15 protein-coding genes are annotated in these 23,366 nt (G+C 66.1%); 7 read left to right on the top strand and 8 right to left on the bottom strand.

Going from position 1 to position 23,366, the window contains the following annotated elements:
• Positions 1-47: 47 nt before the first annotated feature.
• The 5 genes from AB6730_RS02245 to AB6730_RS02225 form a co-directional block, all read right to left on the bottom strand.
• Positions 48-356 carry a BrnA antitoxin family protein gene (locus tag AB6730_RS02245; RefSeq protein ID WP_371022039.1) on the bottom strand — a complete coding sequence of 103 codons (309 nt, stop codon included), beginning with the start codon at positions 354-356 and terminating at the stop codon, positions 48-50.
• Positions 313-600: a BrnT family toxin gene (locus AB6730_RS02240; RefSeq protein WP_371022038.1), complete on the bottom strand. Its 288-nt coding sequence runs from the start codon at positions 598-600 to the stop codon at positions 313-315. Before AB6730_RS02240 ends, AB6730_RS02245 begins: the two co-directional genes overlap by 44 nt.
• Before the next feature lie 348 nt (positions 601-948).
• A complete protein-coding gene (locus tag AB6730_RS02235; protein ID WP_371022037.1) occupies positions 949-4,254 on the bottom strand; it encodes a multidrug efflux RND transporter permease subunit in 3,306 nt (1,101 codons plus the stop codon).
• Positions 4,255-4,266: 12 nt separating this feature from the next.
• Entirely contained in the window at positions 4,267-5,493 is a 1,227-nt protein-coding gene (locus AB6730_RS02230) for an efflux RND transporter periplasmic adaptor subunit (protein WP_371022036.1), read from the bottom strand.
• Positions 5,490-6,146 (bottom strand): TetR/AcrR family transcriptional regulator, encoded by a 657-nt coding sequence (locus AB6730_RS02225; protein ID WP_371022035.1) that lies wholly within the window; start codon positions 6,144-6,146, stop codon positions 5,490-5,492. The genes AB6730_RS02230 and AB6730_RS02225 overlap by 4 nt, the downstream gene beginning before the upstream one ends.
• Before the next feature lie 267 nt (positions 6,147-6,413).
• On the opposite strand from AB6730_RS02225, the gene AB6730_RS02220 reads away from it, so the two are divergent.
• The 3 genes from AB6730_RS02220 to AB6730_RS02210 all read left to right on the top strand — a co-directional run bounded on the left by AB6730_RS02220 (position 6,414) and on the right by AB6730_RS02210 (position 13,365).
• Positions 6,414-11,333, top strand: a complete 4,920-nt coding sequence (locus AB6730_RS02220; protein ID WP_371022034.1) for an NAD-glutamate dehydrogenase — start codon at positions 6,414-6,416, stop codon at positions 11,331-11,333.
• Between the two features lie 282 nt (positions 11,334-11,615).
• Positions 11,616-12,374 carry an NAD kinase gene (locus AB6730_RS02215; RefSeq protein ID WP_371022033.1) on the top strand — a complete coding sequence of 253 codons (759 nt, stop codon included), beginning with the start codon at positions 11,616-11,618 and terminating at the stop codon, positions 12,372-12,374.
• Between the two features lie 55 nt (positions 12,375-12,429).
• On the top strand, positions 12,430-13,365 hold the full coding sequence (locus AB6730_RS02210) for a 5'-nucleotidase (RefSeq protein WP_371022261.1): 936 nt from the start codon (positions 12,430-12,432) through the stop codon (positions 13,363-13,365).
• Positions 13,366-13,462: 97 nt separating this feature from the next.
• Here the strand turns inward: AB6730_RS02210 and AB6730_RS02205 are convergent, their stop codons facing one another.
• Positions 13,463-14,338 (bottom strand): DMT family transporter, encoded by an 876-nt coding sequence (locus AB6730_RS02205; protein ID WP_371022032.1) that lies wholly within the window; start codon positions 14,336-14,338, stop codon positions 13,463-13,465.
• 157 nt (positions 14,339-14,495) lie between these two features.
• Here AB6730_RS02205 and AB6730_RS02200 point away from each other — a divergent pair, with 157 nt between their 5' ends.
• The 4 genes from AB6730_RS02200 to AB6730_RS02185 are packed head-to-tail and all read left to right on the top strand — an operon-like array spanning position 14,496 to position 19,147.
• Positions 14,496-15,665: an acyl-CoA dehydrogenase family protein gene (locus AB6730_RS02200; protein WP_371022031.1), complete on the top strand. Its 1,170-nt coding sequence runs from the start codon at positions 14,496-14,498 to the stop codon at positions 15,663-15,665.
• A 7-nt stretch (positions 15,666-15,672) separates the two neighbouring features.
• Positions 15,673-16,209 (top strand): GNAT family N-acetyltransferase, encoded by a 537-nt coding sequence (locus AB6730_RS02195; protein ID WP_371022030.1) that lies wholly within the window; start codon positions 15,673-15,675, stop codon positions 16,207-16,209.
• 46 nt (positions 16,210-16,255) lie between these two features.
• A complete protein-coding gene (locus AB6730_RS02190; protein ID WP_371022260.1) occupies positions 16,256-16,858 on the top strand; it encodes a glutathione S-transferase family protein in 603 nt (200 codons plus the stop codon).
• A 24-nt stretch (positions 16,859-16,882) separates the two neighbouring features.
• Positions 16,883-19,147 carry a thiamine pyrophosphate-dependent enzyme gene (locus AB6730_RS02185; protein WP_371022029.1) on the top strand — a complete coding sequence of 755 codons (2,265 nt, stop codon included), beginning with the start codon at positions 16,883-16,885 and terminating at the stop codon, positions 19,145-19,147.
• 45 nt (positions 19,148-19,192) lie between these two features.
• Here the strand turns inward: AB6730_RS02185 and AB6730_RS02180 are convergent, their stop codons facing one another.
• Together AB6730_RS02180 and ppk1 are read right to left on the bottom strand one after the other, a co-directional pair.
• Positions 19,193-20,920 carry a diguanylate cyclase gene (locus AB6730_RS02180; RefSeq protein WP_371022028.1) on the bottom strand — a complete coding sequence of 576 codons (1,728 nt, stop codon included), beginning with the start codon at positions 20,918-20,920 and terminating at the stop codon, positions 19,193-19,195.
• 239 nt (positions 20,921-21,159) lie between these two features.
• On the bottom strand, positions 21,160-23,319 hold the full coding sequence (gene ppk1, locus AB6730_RS02175) for a polyphosphate kinase 1 (RefSeq protein WP_371022027.1): 2,160 nt from the start codon (positions 23,317-23,319) through the stop codon (positions 21,160-21,162).
• Positions 23,320-23,366: the final 47 nt, after the last annotated feature.

The following is a 23,366-nucleotide window of genomic DNA, read 5'->3' as shown; positions in this document are numbered from 1 at the left end:
CCTGATAGGGCGGGGCCTGCCGTTCGCGCAGCTTATCCGCATTCCCGCTATGACTTCACGTGCGCCTTCATGTATTCGCGGAGCACGCTGTTGATCCTCGTCTGGTAACGCTGGCCGGAGTTCTTGAAGAACTCGAGCACGTCGCTATCGATGCGGAGCGTGATCTGTTGCTTATTGCGCAGGGTGGCGAGGGGGCTCGCCGTGATCCAGCTCTCGTCAGGGTGCTGTGGCGGGATGTCGCTGAAGTCGATGGGACGATCGGTCAGTGCCTCCAGTTCGGCGGCAAGTTCCGGCGACAGCGGCTCATCCGGATCAAGTACATGCCTGACGGTTTTGCCAGTAGCGGAAGATTTCATAACGTGAAGCCTCGCGAGCCGAGATGATCCGAACCGACTCGCCGCGCAGTGCATACACCACGACGAGTTCCTTTCCTGAAACCATGCCGAGGCCGATATATCGGTCTTCGCTGTCCACGCGGTCGTCGAGGCGGGTCATGAAGAACAGATCGAGGAATATCCGTCCGGCGTTCTCGAACGAGATGCCGTGCTTCGTGCGGTTCCGAAGAGCTTTCGCCTCGTCCCACTCGAATGTCACGACCATGGTTGGTCTCGGAGAGAGATGTAACTACAAATGGAGTTACATAGCAAGGAATGAATGCACGCTGGTCGCTCCATGGCGGCCCTCTTGGGGAACGGCCGTCAAGCTTCGGTCGGCGTACTCCTGGGTTCTGTCGGGCACGGGCGTCACCCTCTGCGCGACAAGCCCTGTTGTGGGAGCCGGCTTTGTCGGCGATCCCGCGGCAGCGGGTCAGTTCGAGGCGAGCACCCAATCGCCGACAAGGTCGGCTCCCACAGGGCGGTCGGTTCTCACCAGGGCGGTTGGCTCCACCTGCTTGCCGGCGGTGCGATTCCACAAAGAAAAAGCCCGGCTTTCGCCGGGCTTCTCTTGTTACGGTCGGTCGGTTCCGCGTCGCGGGTCCGAATCGAAGGCGGTGACGTCGCCTACGTTCGGGGCGTGTGGCCCGACGTTGGGCGAGGGGCTTCCGCCGTGGGGACCATGTCCGCCCGGATCTCCGCCGTGGTGGGGCATCTTGCCGGACACCTCGTCCAGCTTGTCGCCCAGCATGCGGCGGACGCTGACGTAGAACACCGGGATCAGCAGCAGGCCGAGGAAGGTGGCGAACAGCATGCCGCCGATGACGCCCGTGCCGATCGCGTGGCGGGAGTTGGCACCCGCGCCGGTGGAGATCGCGAGCGGGAACACGCCGAGGATGAAGGCCAGCGAGGTCATCAGGATGGGGCGCAGTCGCAGTCGTGCGGCTTCGATCACGCCTTCGCGCAACGTCTTGCCCTCCTGTTGCTGCTCCACCGCGAATTCCACGATCAGGATCGCGTTCTTCGCCGCCAGGCCGATGACGGTGATCATGCCGATCTTGAAGTAGATGTCGTTCGGCAGGCCACGCAGCATCGAGAAGACCACGGTGCCGAGGATGCCCAACGGCACCACCAGCAGCACGGAGACCGGGATCGACCAGCTCTCGTACAGCGCGGCGAGGCAGAGGAACACGATCACGACCGACAGCGCCAGCAGCATCGTGGACGAGTTGCCCGAGAGGATTTCCTGGTACGACTGGCCCGTCCAGTCGTAGCCGAAGCCCTTGGGCAGCTTGTCGTTGACGATGCCTTCGACGATGGCCATGGCCTGGCCGGTCGAGTACCCCGGCGCCTGGTTACCGACGATTTCCACCGCGGAATAGCCGTTGTAGCGATTGAGCGTCGGCGCGGCCATCGTCCACTTCGAACTGACCACGCTGGACAGCGGGATCATGGCGTTGTCCAGCGCCGTCGAGGCACTGGCGACCGTCGACGAGGTGCTCGTGCCGGTCGAGGACGTGGCCAGGGTGCTCGGCGTGAAGATGTGCTGGAAGGCGTCGGTGCCCATGCGGTAGGGCGCATCCGCCTGCAGCATCACGCGCTTCACGCGTCCACCGTAGGAGAAGTCGTTGACGTATACCGGGGCCAGCGTGAGCTGGATCGCCGTATAGATGTCGCTGACCGAGAGGCCCATCGTCTGCGCCTGCGTGCGGTCCACCTGCAACTGCAGCAGCGGCGCGTCCTCGAGCGTATTCGGGCGCACGCCCACCAGGGCGGTGTTCTGCGCGGCCGCGCCGAGCAGCATGTTACGGGCCTGGGTCAGTTCATCGCGGGACTGGCCGGCACGCGCCTGCAGGTACATGTCGATACCGCCGAACTGCGAGAGACCGCGGATCGTCGGCAGGTTGACGACGAAGATCGTGGCGTCGCGCACGGCCTGCATCTTGCCGTTGGTCTGCTGGATGAACTCGGTGGCCGTGAGGTCACGCTTGTCCCAGTCCTTCAGGCGGATGAAGACCATGCCGACGTTTTCGCCCTGGCCCACGAAGCTGAAGCCCGAGATCTGGAAGATACCGTCGACGGAGACATCCTTGAGCAGGATGCCGCGCATGTCGGTCATCACCTTTTCGGTGCGCGCCAGGCTGGAGCCCGGCGGCAGCTGCACGATGGCCAGCGCGTAGCCCTGGTCCTCGTCCGGCACGAAGCTGGTCGGCAGGCGGGTGAACAGGAAACCGCACAGGACGGCGATCAGCACGAACACCATCATCCAGCGGGGAGCATGGCGAACCGCACCGCCGATATGGCCGGAGTAGGTGTGCTGCACCCAGTCGAACACCTGGTTGAACTTGCGATAGACGACGTTCTTCTTCGTCTCGCCGTGTTCGTGCCGGAGGATGGTGGCGCACAGCGCCGGCGTGAACGACAGGGCGAGGAAGGCCGAGAAGCCCATCGACACCGCGATGGTCAGCGCGAACTGCTTGTAGATGATGCCCGATGCACCCGGCTGCAGGGCCGAAGGCACGAACACGGCCGCCAGCACCACGGTGATCGCGACGACGGCGCCGGTGATCTGGCCCATCGCCTTGCGAGTGGCTTCCTTCGGTGGCAAGCCTTCCTCGGACATGATGCGTTCGACGTTCTCGATCACGACGATCGCGTCGTCCACCACGATACCGATCGCCAGCACCATGCCGAACAGGGTCAGCTGGTTCACCGTGAAGCCGAGCGGCGACAGGCCCAGGAAGGTGCCGAGCAGGGCCACCGGGATGACCAGGGTCGGGATGATCGTGGCGCGGAAGTTCTGCAGGAACAGCAGCATCACGAGGAAGACCAGGATCACCGCCTCGACGAGGGTGTGCACCACTTCCTCGATCGAGATCGTCACGAATTTGGTCGTGTCGTACGGAGCGAACCAGGTCACGCCTTCGGGGAAGCTGCGGGACAATTCGTCCATCTTGGCGCGCACGGCGTTGGCCACGTCCAGCGCGTTGGCGCCGGGCAGCAGCTGCACGCCGAACGAACCGGTGGACGTGCCGTTCCACTGCGCGTTGAAGCCGTAGGTCTGCGGCCCCAGCTCCACGCGGGCCACGTCCTTCAGGCGCACGACGGTACCGTCGTTGTTGGCGCGCAGGATGATGTCGGCGAACTGTTCGGGCGTGGTGAAGCGCCCCTCCGCCGAGACCGTGGCACTGAAGCCCTGGCCGTTCACGGCCGGGTCGGTGCCGATCGAGCCGGCGGCGAACTGCACGTTCTGCGTGCTGAGCGCGTTACGCAGGTCGCTGGCCGAAAGGCCGTAGCCACGCAGCTTGTCCGGATTCAGCCAGACGCGCATGCCGTACTCGGCGCCCAACTGGCGCGTGTTGCCCACGCCGGGGATACGGGCGATCTGGTCGAGCACCTGCGAGGAGACGATGTCGGTCAGGCGGTTGCCGTCGATGGCCGGGTTGGTCGAGGTCAGCGCGATGAACATCAGGAAGTCGGGGTTGGACTTCGCCACCACGACGCCCTGCTGGGTCACTTCCGAAGGCAGGCGAGGCGTCGCGAGCGACACCTTGTTCTGCACCTGCACCTGGGCGATATCGGGATCGGTGCCGGTCTCGAAGGTCAGCGTCACGGTGGCCGTGCCGCTGGAGCTCGAGGCGGAACTGAAGTAGAGCAGGTGGTCGATACCCGTCAGCTGCTGCTCGATCACCTGGGTCACGGTCTTTTCGGTCGTGTCCGCGCTCGCACCCGGATAGGTCGCCGTGACGACGACCTGCGGCGGGGCGATGTTCGGATACGACTCGATACCCATGTTCAGCAGGGAGATCGTGCCGCAAAGGCTGATCAGGATCGCCACGACCCACGCGAAGATGGGGCGGTCGATGAAGAAACTCGGCATGAGAGAACTCCCTTACTGCTTGCCGGCGGGGGCGGCCGCGGCGGGACCGCCCTCGGCCGGAGCCGGGGTTGCCTGCGCGGGCGATGCCTTCACCGGAGCGTTGTCCCGCGCCTTCGGCAGGCCCTGGACAATGATCTGGTCGCCGGGCTTGAGACCGCCGGTGACCACCCAGTTGGTGCCGCTGAGACGGTCGGTTTTGACCGGACGGCGCACGGCGGCCGAGGGCACGGTGATGTCCTTGCCGGACTGCGGGTCCTTCGCATGGCCTTCGCCGACGACCATGACATAGGCGTCGTTGGCGTCGCGCAGCACGGCGGCCTGCGGCACCAGGAACACGTTGTGCAGGTCACCGAGGGTGGCTTTCACCGTCACGAACTGGCCCGGTAGCAGGCGCAGGTCGGTATTGGCGAGTTGCGCGCGCAGGTTCACCGTCCCGGTCTGCGGATTCACCGTGGCCGACGAGAAGTCGAGCACGCCCTGCTCACCGAAGTCGGAGCCGTCGGGCAGCTGGATGCGCACGGTGGCCTTGTCGGTGGGCGAGAGCGTGGCGGCGCCGTTGGCGGCGGCGCGGCGCATGGCGTCGAGGTCGGCCACCGACACGCTGAAGTTCACGTACACCTTGTCGATCTCGTCCACCTGGGTGAGCAGGGTGGTATCGCTCTGGCCGACGAGGGCGCCTTCGGTCACCTGCTGCTGGCCGGCGCGGCCGTCGATCGGCGAGACCACGTCGGTGAAGCCGAGGTTGATCCGGGCGGTCTGGACGTTGGCCTCGGCCTGCTTCACCGAGGCGAGCGCCGTGCGCTCGTTGGCTTCCGCGGTATCGAGGTCCTGGCGGGACACGTAGTTCTTGCCGATCAGGCCGCGGGCGCGATCGGCCTGGGCCTTGGCGTTGACCGCCGTGGCGCGGGCGGAGGCGAGCACGGCGAGCTGCGAGTCCAGTTCGGCCTTGAGCGGCTGCGGATCGATCTGGAACAGCTTCTGTCCCGCCTTCACGTCCGTACCTTCCTCGTAGAGGCGGTGCAGGAGGATGCCGGGCACGCGTGCGCGCACATCGGCGGTGCGGAACGCCGAGACGCGGCCGACCTGGTCCTGGACCAGCGGAGTGTCCTGGGGCTGGGCCGTGATGACGCCGACTTCCGGCGGAGGCGGCTGCTGGGGAGCTTCCTGCTTGTGGCAGGCGGCAAGCGCCGCGGCGAGGCCGAGGGCCAGCAGGGACGAGCGCAGGGGCAGGGGATTCATGAGAACTCCGTTCCTTTTCCAGGTTTCTTGTTCGTTCGCGCCGGCTCATCCGGCAGGATGTCGTACGCGTGCATAAATACTGTTACCGCGTGCCTGGCCCAGTCGTCCTGTGCCTTTCGGCCTCTTGCGCGGACCCCGAAGAGGCGGCGATCCCCTTCGAGCCCGTGCAACATGGACAGGAACAGCTCCGCGGCGACGTCCGGGTCCTCGCGGCGCATGTGGCCGTGGTCCATCGCCTCGGCCATGCAGCGCGCGAGCCGTACCGCGACCGTGTCGATCGCGGTACGGAAGAACGTCCTCGCCGCTGCCGGAAAGCGCGGCGCCTCCGCGATCAACATGCGGCCCAGGGCCACGTGCGCATGGTCCATCACGTAGGTCTGGTGCGCCTCGGCCAGCGCATGGAGCATGTAGGCCAGGCCGCGGCTTTCAGGGGCAAGGCTCGCGTGGAGGGGCAAGACGAGTTGTTCGACGGCGGCGTGGAACAGGTTGTCCTTATTATCGAAGTGCGCATACACGGTTTGCTTGGACACGCCCGCCTCGCGTGCCACGGCTCCCATGCTGACGCGGTAACCATCGCGCAGGAACAACGAACACGCCGCCTGGAGCACCCGCTGCTGATGGTCCGACGGCGGGCGGGTCTCCAGGTGCGACATTAGCTATACCTGCTGGACTATACCGTCCAGTTTAGAATTACCTTTCCCCAGCGTCAACGGGCATCCCGCACATTCGCGCCCGAATTGTTGCAATGCACGGAACAGCCGGGGGTGCCCGGCAAGCCCGCTTTCTCGAAATGGGGCGACGAGGATGCCGCAACGCGGTGAAAAAACGGCAACGGTCGATGTCATCCGGTGTGGCTACATGACATCGGTGGGAGCTATGCTTTCACGGATTTTCCGACTCCCCACATCGACAATCCGCCCATGAATGCGATTCGCGCTGCCGAAAACGGCCCGTTCCATGCCGTTGTCTTCGATGAACTGAAAAAGCTCGACCACCCCGCGGAGCGCCTCGATGAGGCGCGCTTTTTTATCGAGGCCTTCTTCGACCGGATCGCCCCCGCCGACCATGGCCTGCACGCGCCGGCCCGCTGGGCCGCGCTGATCGCCGATCTGCTGGCCTTCGCCCGCGAGCGGACGCCCGGCAAGGCGAAGGTCAGGGTGTACAACCCCGGCGTCTCCGGCAGCCGCGCCGTGGTCGAGGTGGTCACCGACGACATGCCTTTCCTGGTCGACACCGTGTCCATGGTGGCTGCCGCTCACGCCGACATCCACGCGATCATCCACCCGGTGGTGCCCGTGGTGCGCTCGGCGGCCGGCGTGCTCCAGTCGATGGGAACGGGGGAGAAGACCGAATCGATCATGCGATTCGAGATCGACCGCATCGACGATACCGAACTCGACACCCTCAGGGCGAACGTCGAAACCGCCTTGTCCGACGTCCGCGAGGCCGTGGACGACTGGCGCGCGATGCGCGGGAAGATGGTCCAGATCGCCGACGAGCTCGGCCAGCGGGCCCTGCCGTACACCGCCGAGGAAATCCGCGAGGCTAGCGAGTTCCTGCGCTGGGTGGCGGACGAGCATTTCACCTTCATGGGCTATCGCGAGTACGAGGTGTCGGCCGATGCGGGCGACGAAGTGCTCAAGACCGTCGAAGGGTCGGGGCTCGGCATCCTGCGTGCCGCCGAGCGTTCGCTCGCGCCGCGTTCGCTGCGCACCCTGGTCGCCAGCGAGCTGCCGCGTTCGGGTTCGACGGACGCGATCATCCTGACCAAGACCAATGCGCGGTCGCCCATGCATCGCGCCGGCTACATGGATTACATCGGCGTCCTCAAGTTCGACGACAAGGGCCGTCCGGTCGCCGAGCAACGTTTCCTGGGCCTGTTCTCGTCCAACGCGTACATGGCGCATCCGCAGCACGTGCCGCTGGTGCGCGAGAAGTGCGAAGCGGTGATGAACCGCTCGGGGCTCAAGCGCGATTCGCACTCGGGCAAGGCCTTGCGCCACATCCTCGACACGCTGCCGCGCGAAGAATTGTTCCAGTGCAGCACCGACGAGCTCTACGCCCTCTCGATGGGTTTGCTCGAACTGGCCCAGCGTACGCGCACGCGCCTGTTCATCCGCCGTGACAGCTACGGCAGGTTCTTCTCCTGCCTGGTCTACATCCCGCGCGACCGTTTCAACACGTCCGTGCGCGAGCGCGTCGAGAACGTGTTGCGCGACGCGTTCCATGGCGAGCACGTCGATTCCGCGGTGCTGATGGGCGAAGCCGCCCTGGTACGCCTGCATGTCGTGGTGCGTCCGCGCATCGGCGACCACCCGGTCTACGACGCTACGGGTATCGAGGCGCAGATCGTCTCGATCGCGCGCAACTGGTACGACGAACTGCGCGACCGTCTGATCGAGACGGCCGGTGAACAGCAAGGCATCATCCTGGCCAATCGCTACGGAAAGAGCCTGCCCGCCGGCTATGTCGACGAGGTGTCGCCGCAAGTCGCCGCCGCCGACGTGCGCGCCTTGGCGGGTCTCGATGGTCCAGACGCCATCAGCATGTCGTTCTACCACCCGTCGCACCGGCCGGAGGAACTGCGCTTCAAGGTCTACCGTTCCGGCTCCGACATCGCCCTTTCCGAAGTGCTGCCGCAGTTGGAGAACCTCGGCCTGCGCGTGCTCACCGAGCATATGTATGAAGTGAAGCAGGCGGACGGCTCGCTCTACATCCAGGACTTCGAGGTGCAGCCGGTCGGCCGCCTCGCCTTCGAGGTGGAGCAGGTCGGCACGATCTTCGAGGACGCCTTCGAGCAGATCTGGCGTGGCAACGCGGAGAACGACGGCTTCAACCGCCTCGTCCTCGGTGCCAAGCTCGGCTGGCGCCAGGTGGCCGTGCTGCGCAGCTACTGCAAGTACCTGCTGCAGACGGGCGTGGCGTTTTCGCAGGCGTACATGGAGGACGCGCTCAATCGTTATCCGGCCATCGCGGGCCTCATCGTCGAACTGTTCAACGCACGCTTCGATCCTCGCCGCGAAAGCCTCGGCGGTGCCGAGCGCGAGCGTGCCGAGAGCCTGCTCTCGCACGAGATGCATGCGCTGATGGACCCGGAAACGCTCGCCGCGCAACCTGGACTCATCGGTAACCTGGTGGCTTCGCTCAGCCGACCGCGCGCCGAGCAGGCGACGGCGGTGGAAGAGGCGATCAACGCGCTGCTCGACAACGTGTCCAGCCTCGACGAAGACCGCATCCTGCGCAGCTTCATCTCGCTGGTCCATGCGACGCTGCGCACGAATTTCTTCCAGGCCTGGGACGGCGCGTTCCGTCCGTACATCAGCTTCAAGTTCGATTCGCACAAGGTGCCCGACCTGGCCAAGCCGGTGCCGTTCCGCGAGATCTTCGTCTATGCGCCGCGCGTGGAGGGTATCCACCTGCGCTTCGGTTCCGTCGCCCGCGGCGGCCTGCGCTGGTCCGATCGCCGCGAGGATTTCCGCACCGAGGTACTCGGCCTGGTCAAGGCGCAGATGGTGAAGAACACCGTCATCGTGCCCGTGGGCTCGAAGGGTGGCTTCTTCGTGAAGCGCCCGCCGGTGGGTGCCGATCGCGACGCACAGCTGGCCGAGGGCATCGCCTGCTACCGCATGTTCATCAACGGCCTGCTCGACATCACCGACAACCTCGTCGAGGGCAAGGTGGTGCCGCCGCACGACGTCGTGCGTCATGACGACGACGATCCGTACCTGGTGGTCGCCGCTGACAAGGGCACCGCGACGTTCTCGGACATCGCCAACGCGATCTCCAGCGAACATGGTTTCTGGCTCGACGACGCCTTCGCCTCGGGCGGATCGAACGGTTACGACCACAAGGGCATGGGTATCACCGCCAAGGGTGCATGGGAGTCGGTGAAGCGCCATTTCCGCGCGCTGGGCCGCGATTGCCAGACCGGGGAATTCAGCGTGGTCGGCGTGGGCGACATGTCCGGCGACGTCTTCGGCAACGGCATGCTCCTGTCGGAGAAGATCCGTCTGCTCGCCGCGTTCGATCACCGCCACGTCTTCCTCGACCCGAATCCGGATGCGGCCAAGTCGTTCGCCGAGCGCCAGCGCATGTTCGCGTTGCCGCGATCCTCGTGGGACGACTACGACAAGTCGCTGATCTCGGCAGGTGGCGGCGTCTACCCGCGCAGCGCCAAGTCGATCCCGGTGTCGCCCGAAGTGCGTGCCGCGCTGGGCATCCGTTCCGATGCCACGCACATGGCGCCGTCCGACCTGCTTTCGGCGATCCTCAAGGCACCTGTCGACCTGCTCTGGAACGGCGGCATCGGCACCTATGTGAAAGCCACCAGCGAAACGCATGCCGATGTCGGCGATCGTGCCAACAACGCGCTGCGCGTCAACGGCAGCGAACTGCGCTGCAAGATCGTGGGCGAGGGCGGCAACCTGGGCATGACCCAGAAGGGCCGCATCGAAGCGGCGCAATCCGGCGTGCTGCTGAACACCGACTTCATCGACAATTCGGCCGGCGTGGACACCTCCGATCACGAGGTGAACATCAAGATCCTGCTGAACGACGCCGTGCAGCGTGGCGAGCTGAGCTTCGAGGGCCGCAACAAGCAGCTGGCCGAGATGACCGACGAGGTCGCCCGCCTCGTCCTGTGGGACAACTACCGGCAGAACCAGGCGATCACCGTGATGGAACACCAGTCGGTGCGCCGCCTCGGCTCGATGGCCCACTTCATCAGCACGCTGGAAGCCGAAGGCATGCTCGACCGCCAGGTCGAATCGCTGCCGACGGCCGCCGAACTGGCGGAGCGCAAGCAGCGTGGCCAGGGCCTCACCCGCCCGGAACTGTCGGTGTTGCTCTCGTACGACAAGATCCGCCTGTTTCAGCAGTTGCTGGATTCGGACGTGCCGGAAGACCCGTACCTCTCGCGTGAGCTGGTCCGCTACTTCCCCGTGCCGCTGCACGAGAAGTACGCCGAGCACATGCAGCGTCATCGCCTGAAGCGCGAGATCATCGCCACGGCGGTCACCAACTCGACGATCAACCGCATGGGCGCCACGTTCATGATGCGCATGCAGGAGGACACCGGACACGGTCCGGCCTCCATCGCCAAGGCGTACACGGCGGCGCGGGAAATCCTCGACGCACGCGACCTGTGGGCGGAGATCGAATCGCTGGACGGCACGGTGGCGGAAGACACGCAGATCGACGCCATCCTGCAGATATGGTCGTTGCTGCGCCACCTCACCCGCTGGCTGCTCAACCGGCCGGGCGGTTCGCTAGATATCGCGGCGAACGTCGACCGCTATGCGAGCGAGGTCACCACCTTGCGCAAGGCGCTGCCGGATGCTCTCACCGATACCGGGCGTGGCGATTTCGCCGCCAGCCAGGAGAAGTGGGAAGGACTCGGCGTGCCGAACGAGCTGTCCATTCGTCTCGCCCGGGTGCCGGTGTTGCGTGCCGCCCTGGACATGGTCGAGGTGTCGAAGCAGAGCGGCAAGGACATCGCGACGGTGGCCAAGGTGTTCTACGAACTGGCCGAAGCGCTCGACCTGGAATGGTTGCGTGGCCAGATCGAGGCCTTGCCGGTGGAAGGCGCATGGCATGCGCAGGCGCGTGGATCGCTGCTGGACGAACTCAATGCCCAGCACCGCGCGTTGGCCTTGCAGGTCCTGGGTGTCGCGGGCGATCGTACGGATGTCAGCCCGGTCAAGGCCTGGCTGGAGCGTGACGACGCTACGCTCAAGTACACCCGCGCGATGCTGGCGGAGATCCTCACCCAGAACGCGGATTACCCGATCGCTTCGGTCGCCGTCCGTCGCCTGGCACAGCTGGCGCAGATCCCGGTCTGAGGCCGGGACATCGCCGACAGGGTCGGCTCCCACCAAGGCCACGAAGTCTTGGTGGAAGCCGGCCCTGTCGGCGATACCAGAGCATCGGCAGCGTTCGGGATGGCCCTGGTGGGAGCCGACCCTGTCGGCGATTCCGCCCGTAGAGGTCGGTATACAGCTTTTGTGGGAGCCGACTATGTCGGCGATACCCGTCTGGCCAAAACCTCCCTCTCATCAACCGGCCTATCCGATCGCCCGCCTTAAGGACTAAGCTCCCGGCTGGATTCATCAAGCCATCCTTATATGCGCCTAGCCTTCGTCGCCAGCGAAACCGAAGTCGCCCAACGCGCCCGCGCGGCGCTTGTCGCTCGTTACAAGGGCGTGGAGCCCGGGGACGCCGATATCATCGTGTCGCTGGGCGGCGACGGCTTCATGTTGCGCACCCTGCATGCGCACCGCACGCTCGGCGTGCCGTTCTATGGCATGAAGCTGGGCCGGCTGGGGTTCCTGATGAACCAGCACGAAATCGATAACCTGCCCGAGCGGATCGAAAAGGCCCACCCGGCCGTGCTGCATCCCCTGGAGATGCACAGCATCTGCTGCGATGGGGTAGAGCACCGCGCCCTGGCCTTCAACGAAGTGGCCCTGCTGCGGCAGACCAACCAGGCGGCGCACCTGCAAGTCAGCCTCAATGGCGAGGTGAAGCTGGAGGAACTGGTCTGCGACGGCATCCTCGTGTGTACGCCCGCCGGCTCCACCGCCTATAACCTCTCCGCGCACGGCCCCATCCTGCCGCTGGACGCCAACGTGCTGGCGCTCACCCCGATCAGCCCGTTCCGGCCACGCCGTTGGCGGGGTGCGATCCTGCCCCATGCCACCCGGGTGGGCTTCGCCACGCGCGACCCGAACAAGCGCCCGATCAGCGCCACGGCGGACTTCCACGAGGTGCGCGACGTGCGCAGCGTGGAGATCAAGCAATCGCGGCGAAACGCGGTGCGGCTGTTGTTCGACCCGGAACACAACCTGCAGCAGCGCATCCTCGACGAACAGTTCGCGCCGTAGGCCTGGCGCGCCGGGTGCACTAGGATGGGAGCCGGAACGCCGGACACTCATGCTCATGACGACCCACGACGACACGCAGAACGCCCACGACGCATCCTCCGTGCGCGACAACCGCCTGGTCGTCGCGATTTCCTCGCGGGCGCTGTTCGACATGGAGGACAGCCACGACCTGTTCGAGCGGGAGGGCCTGGATGCCTATCGCGCCTTCCAGATCGAGCACGAGGACGATCTGCTCAAGCCCGGCGTCGCGTTTCCACTGGTGCAGAAGCTCCTGGGCCTCAACGCGCTGTCCGGCGACGTGCCGCCGGTCGAGGTGATCCTGCTCTCGCGCAATTCCGGCGACACCGGCCTGCGCATCTTCAACGCGATCCAGCACTACAAGCTGGGCATATCGCGGGCGGCGTTCACCAGCGGCGCGCCGACCTCGGACTACATCGCGCCGTTTCGCGCGGACCTGTTCCTTTCCGCCAACGCCGAGGACGTGGGCCGCGCGCTGCGCGCCGGCGTGGCGGCGGCCACGATCCTTCCCTCGACCGCGCCGCAACGATCCAGCGAGCAACTGCGCATCGCGTTCGATGGCGATGCGGTGATCTTCGGTGACGAGGGCGAGCGCGTGTCGAAGGAGCAGGGACTGGAGGCTTTCCATCTCAACGAATCCGAACGCTGGGCGGAGCCGCTCTCAGGGGGGCCCTTCCGCGGGTTTCTCGCGGCGCTGCATCGGTTGCAGGCGGCGTTTCCGGCGGAAACCTCGCCCATCCGCACGGCTCTCGTCACCGCTCGCTCCGCGCCCGCGCATAAACGGGTGATCCTCACGCTGCGCCGCTGGGGCGTGCGTATCGACGAAGCCTTGTTCCTCGGCGGCCGCGACAAGGGGCCGTTCCTCGAGGCTTTCGGTGCGGACATCTTCTTCGACGATTCCCCCGCGAACGTGGAATCGGCCAGGCGTCATGTGGCGACCGGGCACGTACCGCACGGAGTCAGCAACACCTAGCATTGTGGGAGCCGCTTCAGTTGTGGGAGCCGCTTCAGCGGCGATGGGTGCTCGCCGGCCCGGTGGGAGCCGACCCTGTCGGCGATTCCAGGTCGCCTCAGACGATATTCGTCCAGCGCCACCAGTCGGTCTTCTTCTCCTCTCGCACGAAGGTGAACAGGCCGGCGCCAAGGATCATCACGATGCCGACCAGCATCGGCCAGTCCAGGTGATCGTGGAACAGCAGGTATCCGAAGAGGATGGCCCACAGCATCTGGCTGTACTGCGTCGGCGCCACGCGATTGGCCGGCGCGTTCTGCGTGGCGAGCATCAACAGCACCGCGCCCGCCGCCGCCAGCAGGCCATACCCCAGCACGAGGAACCACTGGTGCGCGTCCGGCCAGACGAAGTGCGGCAGCATCATGATGAAGCCGGCGATCATCGGCCCGATCACGCCGGCGCCGTACAGCGTGATGCGCTTCTCGGTCGCGCCGGCCATGCGCAGCGCGATGATCGACAGCGCGCCGGTGATCCCGCAGATGATCGCCGCGACGTGTCCCGTACCGAGGTGACGGAATCCGGGTCGCAACACCACCAGCACCCCGAGGAAGCCCACGATCACCGCCGACCAGCGCCGCCAGCCCACGTGCTCGCGCAGGAAGACCACCGAGAGGATGGTCACGAAGATGGGCAGCAGGAAGATCAGCGAGAAGGCCTCGGCCATCGGCAGGGCGGTGAAAGCCATCACCGCGGTCACGTTGCCGATGGCGCCCGCCATGGCGCGGAGCAGCCACAGGCCGGGCATCTTCGAGATGACGATCTCGCTCCAGCGGTCGCCAGGCTTCTTCAGGAACGGGAAGGCGGCCATGGCCAGCACCGCGCCGAAGAACACCGCCTCGTACGCGGGAAGGCTGCCTTCCAGCGACTTGACGAAGGCGTCGCTCCACGCATAGGCGGCGTAACAGGCGAAACCGAGCAGCACACCTTTGAACATGGCGGTCCGTCAGGGAGCGGGCAGGAAGGTCATTATGGCGCCTCCGGCGTCGAGATTCCGGCAACCGGTCCCATGTTTGCTGCGGCCCGCCATGACCCCGCCATCGGCCATGGCTACAATCGTGGGCTTTCCGGCTGCCCAGGCAAGAGTCCCACGTATGGCCCACCGTCTCGATCCGCTCGACCTCTACGATGTCCGCTCGCTGCTCACCGACGAAGAGCGCATGGTCCAGGACACCGTCGGACGCTTCGTCGACGAAAAGGTCCTTCCCATCATCGGCGACTGCTTCGACCAGGGCCGGTTTCCCGCCGAACTGGTTCCTGAGATCGCCTCGCTGGGCCTTCTCGGCGCCACGCTGCCGGAGGAATACGGCTGCGCGGGCATGAACGGGGTCAGCTACGGCCTGATCTGCCAGGAACTGGAGCGGGGCGACTCGGGGCTGCGCAGCTTCGCCTCGGTGCAAAGTTCGCTGTGCATGTATCCCATTTTCGCCTACGGGTCCGAAGAGCAGAAGCGCGAGTACCTGCCGCGGATGGCCGCGGGCGAAATCATCGGTTGCTTCGGCCTGACCGAACCGCACGGCGGTTCCGATCCCGCCAACATGAAGACGGTTGCACGTAAGGACGGCGGCGACTGGGTGATCAACGGCGCCAAGATGTGGATCACCAATGGCAACCTCGCCCATATCGCGATCGTCTGGGCGCAGACCGACGAAGGCATCCAGGGCTTCATCGTGCCGACGGATACCAAGGGCTTCGCCGCGCAGGAAGTGCACAAGAAGATGAGCCTGCGCGCCTCGGTCACGTCCGGCCTGTTCTTCGACGACGTGCGCGTGCCGGACAGCGCGCGGCTGCCCAACGTGAAGGGCCTGAAGGGACCACTGGGCTGCCTCAACCAGGCTCGCTATGGCATCACCTGGGGCCCGATCGGCGCCGCGCAGGCCTGCCTGAAGGAAGTGCTCGACTACACCGCGCAGCGCGTGCTGTTCAACCGCCCGCTGGCGGCGAACCAGGCCGTGCAGATCCGGGTGGCCGACATGGCCCGGCGCATCACGACCGCGCAATTGCTTTCGCTGCAATTGGGCCGCCTGAAGGACGCCGGCCGCCTGCAGCCCACCCAGGTGTCGCTGGCGAAATGGAACAACGTCCGCATGGCCCTGGACATCGCGCGCGACTGCCGGGACATCCTCGGCGGGGCGGGCATCACCACGGAACACTCGGCGATCCGCCACGCGCTGAACCTGGAATCGGTCATCACCTACGAGGGCACCGAAACCGTCCACCAGTTGGTGGTCGGTCGCGAACTCACGGGCATCAACGCGTTCTGACGCCGGCATGCACGGGCCCGTCATCGAAACCGACCGGTTGATCCTCCGGCCCACGGCGGCGGAGGATTTCGACGCCTGGGCCGAATGCATGGCCGATCCGGAAGTCAACCGGTTTCTCGGTGGACCGCAGCCGCGTGCCATCGCCTGGCGCAACTTCATGACCATGGCCGGTTGCTGGAGCATCGCCGGTTTCGGCATGTTCTCGGTGATCGAACGCGCCAGTGGCCGCTGGATGGGCCGCCTCGGCCCATGGCAGCCGGAAGGCTGGCCTGGGCACGAGATCGGCTGGGCATTGCTGCGGGAAACCTGGGGCAAGGGCTATGCGACGGAAGGCGCGGCCGCCTCGATGGACTGGGCCTTCGCCAACCTCGGCTGGAGCCAGGTGATCCATTCGATCAACCCGCAGAACCTCGCCTCGATCGGTGTCGCGAAGAAGCTCGGTTCCACCTGGCAAGGACCCGGTGCCTTGCCGCCACCGTTCGAGGACGACATCGTCGATCTATGGGGGCAGACCCGCGAACAGTGGATCGCCCGCCGTCGTTGATTCCTTCCTGGCCAAAGGATGTCCCTTGAACCGTTCCGACTCTTCCGTGCCCACCATCTACGGCCTCCGTTCATCGGGCAATTGCTACAAGCTGCAACACCTGCTGGACGCGCTCGGCCGGCCGTACCGCTGGATCGAGACCGACAGCACCGCCGGCGCCACGCGCACGGCGGAGTTCCTTGCCTTGAACCCCAACGGCAAGGTGCCCCTGCTCGTGCTGGAAGACGGCCGCCGCCTCGCCGAGTCCAACGCCATCCTGTGCTATCTCGCCGAGGGCACGCCCTTCCTGCCGTCGGACCCATGGGAGCGTGCGCGCACGCTGCAATGGATGTTCTTCGAGCAGTACAGCCATGAACCCTACGTGGCCGTGGCGCGCTTCGTCTGCAAGTGGCTGCCGGAGGACCACCCGCGCCGCGCGGAGTTGCCGCAGTTGCTCGAGCGCGGTGCGCGGGCGCTGGACGTGATGGAAGACCATCTCGCCAATGAATCGTTTTTCAGCGGAGGCGGCTTCGGCGTCGCCGACATCGCGCTGTTCGCTTATACGCACTGTGCCGCCGATGGCGGCTTCGATCTTTCTCGTTGGCCTAACGTCACCGGTTGGCTGGCGCGCGTTCGCACGCAGCCCGGCTTCTCGCCGATGCACGCCTGATCCCCACTTTCCCGAGTCTTCCCCATGTCCGTCCCGCAAGCCATCGCCGCCCGTCACAAGGGTTTCAACCGTGCCGAGATCGTCGACAAGAATTTCGTCGAGTTCGTGCAGTCGTGGCAGGGCGACGCCGCCCGCTCGCCGCATGACGACGAGCCGGTGTTGCCCGGCAGCGCATTGGATGCGCGTGGGTTTCGCGAGCTGTTCGAATCGCAGTTGATCAGCCGTCACCTCGACCTGATGGCGCGCGTGCTGCGTGTGCAGAACAAGGTGTTCTATACGATCGGCTCGTCCGGGCACGAAGGCAACGCGATGGTCGCGCGAGCCACCCGGCACACCGACCCCGCGTTCCTGCACTATCGCAGTGGCGGCTTCATGGCCGAGCGTTTCCGCAAGCTTCCCGGCATGGACCCGGTGATGGATTCCGCCTTGTCCTTCGCCGCGAGCAGCGAAGACCCCGCGTCTGGCGGTCGTCACAAGGTGTGGGGAAGCAAGCCGTTGTGGGTGTTGCCGCAGACCTCGACCATCGCGTCGCATCTGCCCAAGGCACTCGGTACGGCCGTCGCGATCGAGCAGGCGAAGCGTATCGGCCATGCCTTGCCGGTTCCGGACGATTCGATCGCGATCTGTTCGTTCGGCGATGCCTCGTCCAACCACGCCACGGCGCAGACGGCGTTCAACGCCGCGGCGTGGACGGCCTACCAGAAGCTCCCCGCGCCCGTGCTCTTCGTGTGCGAGGACAACGGCATCGGCATCTCGGTGAAGACGCCGAACGACTGGGTCGCCAACAACTTCCGCCATCGTGCGGACCTCGACTACTTCTACGCGGATGGCCTCGACCTCGCCGGTGGTTACGCCGACGTCGAGCGTGCCGTTGCCCACTGCCGCGCTACGCGCCGTCCGACCTTCCTGCACCTGGGCACCACCCGCATCATGGGGCACGCGGGTACCGATTTCGAGATCGAATGGCGTTCGGTGGAAGAACTGGTGGCGCTGGAAGCGACCGACCCGCTGCTACGTAGCGCCAGCATCGCGCTCGCTTCGGGCCTGTATGACCGCGACAGCCTGCTCGGACTCTACGAGGGCATCCGCAAGCGCTGCTTCGAAGCGGCGGACGCCGCCGATCGCACGCCCAAGATCGAAAGCCTCGCGCATGTGATGGCGCCTCTCGCTCCTTACACCCCCGAAGCCGTTCGTGCCGAGGCCGCGCGCATGGCGGAGACGGCGGAGCGCGAGCGTGTGTTCGGCGGCGCCGACAAGCTTCCGGAAAAACAGCCGCCCCGCCATCTGGCCATCCAGATCGGCCAGGCCTTGCACGACCTCATGGCGAAGTATCCGGAAAGCCTGTTGTTCGGCGAGGACGTGGCGCAGAAGGGTGGCGTGTATACGGTGACCAAGGGCCTGCACAAGACGTTCCGCAACGCCCGCGTGTTCAACACCTTGCTCGACGAGACGATGATCCTCGGCCTCGCGCAGGGCTACGCCAACATGGGCATGTTGCCCTTTCCCGAGATCCAGTACCTCGCGTACTTCCACAACGCCTGCGACCAGATCCGTGGCGAAGCGGCCTCGTTGCAGTTCTTCTCCAACGGCCAGTACCGCAATCCCATGCTGATGCGGGTGGCCTCGCTGGGCTACCAGCGCGGCTTCGGCGGCCATTTCCACAACGACAACTCGATCGCCGCCTTGCGCGACATCCCCGGATTCGTGGTGGGTTGCCCGAGCCGCGGCGACGACGCCGCGACGATGCTGCGTACGCTCGCCGCGCTGGCGAAAGTCGACGGCAGGGTCACCGCGTTCCTCGAACCGATCGCGCTGTACATGACCAAGGATCTCTACGAAGCGGGCGATGGCCAGTGGCAGTTCGCCTACCCGGCACCGGGCGAGGCGATGCCGCTGGGCGAGGGGCGGGTCTACGAGGAAACCGCGAACGACCTCGTCGTCTTCACCTTCGGCAATGGCGTGCCGATGAGCCTTCGCGCTGCACGACGGATCGAAGCGGCGCACGGATGGAAGGTGCGTGTGGTGGACCTGCGCTGGCTGGTTCCGCTCAACGACGGCTTCATCGCGGCGCAGGCGAAGGATGCGAGACGCATCCTGGTGGTGGACGAAGGGCGCAAGAGCGCGGGTGTCGGCGAGGGCGTGATCACCGCCATCGTCGAGGCGGGGCTGGGGCATGTGCCGTTGCGCCGTGTCGTTGGCGCGGATACGTTCACGCCGCTGGCGGGCGCGGCGTTCCTGGTGTTGCCGGGTGACGACGATATCGTGGCCGCGGCCGCCGGGTTGGTCTGAGGCGAACCCGATCGCCGCTGAAGCGGCTTCCCACCAGGAACGGCCTCAGTTCGCGGCCTTGCCGATGTCGTTGCGGCGTACAAGCACCGGTCCGGCGTGCCCGGCGCATATCGCCTGGTTGCGCCCCGCGAGCTTCGCCGCGTACATCGCCGTATCCGCCCGCTCGACCAGTGACTGCACGGTATCCGCGGGTGTGCGCATGGCTACGCCGATCGAGACCGTCAACAGTGCGCCTGGCGCGCCCACGTGCACGTCGAGCCGGTGCACGCGCCGGCACAGACGCGTGGCGACCTGCATGGCGTTTTCCTTCTCCACGCCTTGCAGCAAGGCCACGAACTCTTCGCCACCGTAGCGGCCGAGCAGGTCGGAAGGCCTGAGCTCGTGGCGCAGGGCGCCCGCCACCGCCACCAGCGCACGATCGCCGGCGGCGTGGCCGTGGCGGTCGTTGAGTTCCTTGAAGTGATCCAGGTCGAAGAACAGAACGGCGATGGGACGCGACGAACCCTGTTCCAGCACACCCATCGCGGCATCGGTCCAGGCTCGACGGTTGAGCAGTCCCGTCAGGGGATCGCTGTCGGCGAGCTGGCGGGCGCGGTCGCGATCATGGCGGATGGTGAGCGCACGGTCGGACAAGCCGATCGACAGCACGATGGCTTCGAAGGCGCCTACCGCGATCGCGGCATCCGGTAGCCATGGCGCTCCCGCGAACATGCCCTGCTGCTGGGCGCCGCATAGCGCGGTGAGGATGAGCAGCGGCGTCCAGCCGGCCAGGAAGAACCAGGCGTGCCGCGAACCGCGCACGGCGGCGATCGCGCCGGCCACGAGCAGGAGCAACGCGCCGAGCAGCACCAAGGGTTGCAACAGCAGCTGGGCCATGCCCACCAGCACACCCACGCCGGTGGCGCGAAGCACAATCAGCAGGGGCATCACCACCGCGAAGGCCAGCACGGGCGTGCGCAGCAAGGGCACGTATTCGTCGACCTTGGCGAAGCGCAGCATGAACAGGGCGGCGAAGGTCACCGACAAGGCCGTTACCGCCGCGCCGAGGGTGTCGGCCATGCCGGCCAGTGACTGCAACTCAAGCGGGTGAAAGACGAAGCCCGAGCGCAAGCCCTGGATCAAGGCATAACAAATCAGGTACGCGGCGTACCAGCCGAAGGTCATGTCGCGCAGGATCAGCGTGAAGCACAGCGCCATCAGCGCCATGGTCAGCATGACGGCGAAACAACCGGTGGCGAAGACCATCCAGCTGCCGTCGTCCCGGAGGTAGTCCGGCCACGAATCGATCGATATCGTCACCGCACCCGGCGGCTGTGCCGTGGGCTCGAATTTCAGCAGGAGTGGCCGTGAGGCCGGAATCGACGCGGGTACGTTGAAGATCAGCCGGCCGTGACCGTGCAGGGGCGGTCCGAAGTCATCCAGCGAGGTGGTCGCCACCAGCGTGTCGCCGTCGTAGAGCGACACCGCGCCCATGCCGGGGTGGCCGATGCTGAGCACGCGTTCGCCTGTCGCCCAGGGGGGCAGGCTGTGCACGATCACCCAGGTGCCGGTGGGCGCGTTGGGGAGGATCTGCATGCGCGCCGGGTCGAAAGCGGGCAGGGGCCGCTGGGCCGCCTCTCGGAGGATGTCGGCGGGAGTGTCGCCAGGACGCACCTCGCGCCAGTTGGCCGTCAGCGTGGTCGCGGCGGCGGTCCCGCCCAGAAGCAGGCCGCACAGCACCATCGCCTGGAAGAGACGGTAGACCCACCCGAGCTGGCGGTTGCCGGTGCGCATATACGGCACCATTCTGCCGTGGTCCCGGGCCGCTGTCGCGCTGGCCGTTGGGCGTATCCGTTGTGGAAGCCGCTGTCGTGGGAGCCGACAGTTGTGGGAGCCGGCTTGCCGGCGATCCCGCGGCGGCGGGCCAGGGTGAGGCAAGCCCCCATCGCCGCTGAAGCGGCTCCCACAGGTGAAGCGGCTCCCACGGGTGTAGTGACTCCCAGCCCAGCTGAGGCGGCTCCGGGGGAGCTGCTTCAGCTGGGCTGGGGTGCCGCCATGCCGCCGAAGCGTTCCAGCAACTGGGTCTGCGCGTCGCGGACCGGTTGGCCGGGGGACGGCTGGAGGAGGGCATAGGTCCCATCGGGCTGCTGGACCCATGCCGAGTGGTTGTCGGTCAGGTAGAACTCCAGTTCCCGCCGCACCCGCTGGCGCAGCTTCTTGCCCTCGATGGGGAAGCAGGTCTCGACGCGGCGGTCGAGATTGCGCTCCATCAAGTCGGCGCTCGCCAGGTAGAGATCCGGTTCGCCGTCGTTGTGGAACCAGTAGACGCGGCTATGTTCGAGGAACCGGCCCACCACCGAGCGCACGCGGATGTTCTGCGATACGCCCGGGATGCCCGCGCGCAGGCAGCACATGCCGCGAACGATCAATTCGATCTTCACGCCGGCCTGGCTCGCCCGGTAGAGGGCGCGGATCAGCTTGGGATCGGTGATCGCGTTGATCTTGCAGACGATCTCAGCCTTCTTGCCCGCGGCGGCATGCGTGGCTTCACGCGCGATCAGGTCGAGCAGGCCCTTCTTCAGCGTGAAGGGCGCGTAGAGCATCCGCTTCATCTTCAGCGCCTTGCCCATGCCCGTGAGCAGGCGGAACAGGCGATGCACGTCGTCGCACAGGGCTTCGTCGGACGTGAGCAGGCTGTAGTCGGTGTACAGCCGCGCGTTGCCCGAATGGTAGTTGCCGGTGCCCAGGTGGGCGTAGCTCACCAGCTTGCCGTTCTCGCGGCGCTGCACGAGCATCAGTTTCGCGTGCGTCTTCACGCCCACCACGCCGTAGGTCACCACGGCGCCGGCCTGCTGCAGGCGTGAGGCCAGGGTGAGGTTGGACTCTTCGTCGAAACGCGCGCGTAGTTCGACCACGGCGGTGACTTCCTTGCCCGATCGCGCCGCTTCCACCAGGGCGTCGACGATTTCCGAGTTGGCGCCGCTGCGGTAGAGCGTCTGCTTGATCGTCAGCACCTGTGGGTCCTTGGCCGCCTGGCGCAGGAAGTCGACCACGGGCGAGAACGATTCGAAGGGATGGTGGAGCAGGATGTCCTGCTTTCCGATCACCGAGAACATGTCTTCCGCGTCGGCCAGCGCCTTCGGCAAGGCCGGCACGAAAACGGGAAACTGCAGGCGCGCGTAAGTCGGCTGCAAGGTCATCTCGAACAGGCGCGCGAGGTTCACCGGGCCGTTCACCTCGTAGAGCGAATCCGCTTCCAGCGAGTACTGCTTGAGCAGATAGTCCACGAGGGGCTTGGGACAGTTGTCGGCCACTTCCAGGCGCACGGCGTCACCGTAGCGGCGCGAGAAGAGTTCGCCACGCAACGTGCGCGCAAGATCCTCGACATCTTCCGGGTCGATGGTCAGGTCGGCGTTTCGGGTGAGGCGGAACTGGTAGGAACCCAGCACGCGCATGCCGGGGAAGAGGTCGTCGGCATGGGCGTGGATGATCGACGAGAGCAGCACGTAATTGTCGCCGCCCTCGCAGACTTCGCCGGGCAGGCGGATGAGGCGCGGCAGGATGCGCGGCGCCGGTACGATCGCGAGGCCCGAATCACGGCCGAAGGCATCGGTACCTTCGAGCTGGACGATGAAGTTCAGGCTCTTGTTCACCAGGCGCGGGAAGGGATGCGTCGGATCGAGGCCGATCGGCGTGACCAGCGGCGCCACTTCGTGGCGGAAGTAGCGGCGCACCCAGAGCTTCTGCTTATGCGTCCACTGGTTGCGGCGGACGATGCGGATGCCTTCGTCCGCCAGCGCGGGAAGGATCTTCTCGTTGAGGATCGCGTACTGCCGCTCGATCTGGCGGTGCGCCAGTTCCGAGATCTCGGCCAGCACGCGGCGCGGCGGAATGCCGTCGGCGCCGATCATTTCGTGGTCGAACGCGATCTGCTGCTTCAGGCCGGCCACGCGGATCTCGAAGAATTCATCCATGTTCGACGAGAAGATCAGCAGGAACTTGAGCCGCTCGATGAGGGGCTTGGACTCATCCAGCGCCTGGTCGAGCACGCGGATGTTGAACTGCAACTGCGACAGTTCGCGGTGGACGTAGAGGCTGGAATCGTTGAGGTCGATCTCCGCGACATCCGGTGGCGGCGCCATCCTGGCGGTGGCGCTCTTCGCGGGGGCGATCGACTCGTTGGGCGGGGTCATCGTATCCAGGGTGGCGTCCTCGTCGCGGATCGCGACGCCCTCATGGT

It is taken from the genome of Luteibacter sp. RCC_6_2, assembly GCF_041360655.1.
Taxonomy (GTDB): domain Bacteria; phylum Pseudomonadota; class Gammaproteobacteria; order Xanthomonadales; family Rhodanobacteraceae; genus Luteibacter.
This window is presented reverse-complemented; position numbering and strand designations above follow the sequence as displayed.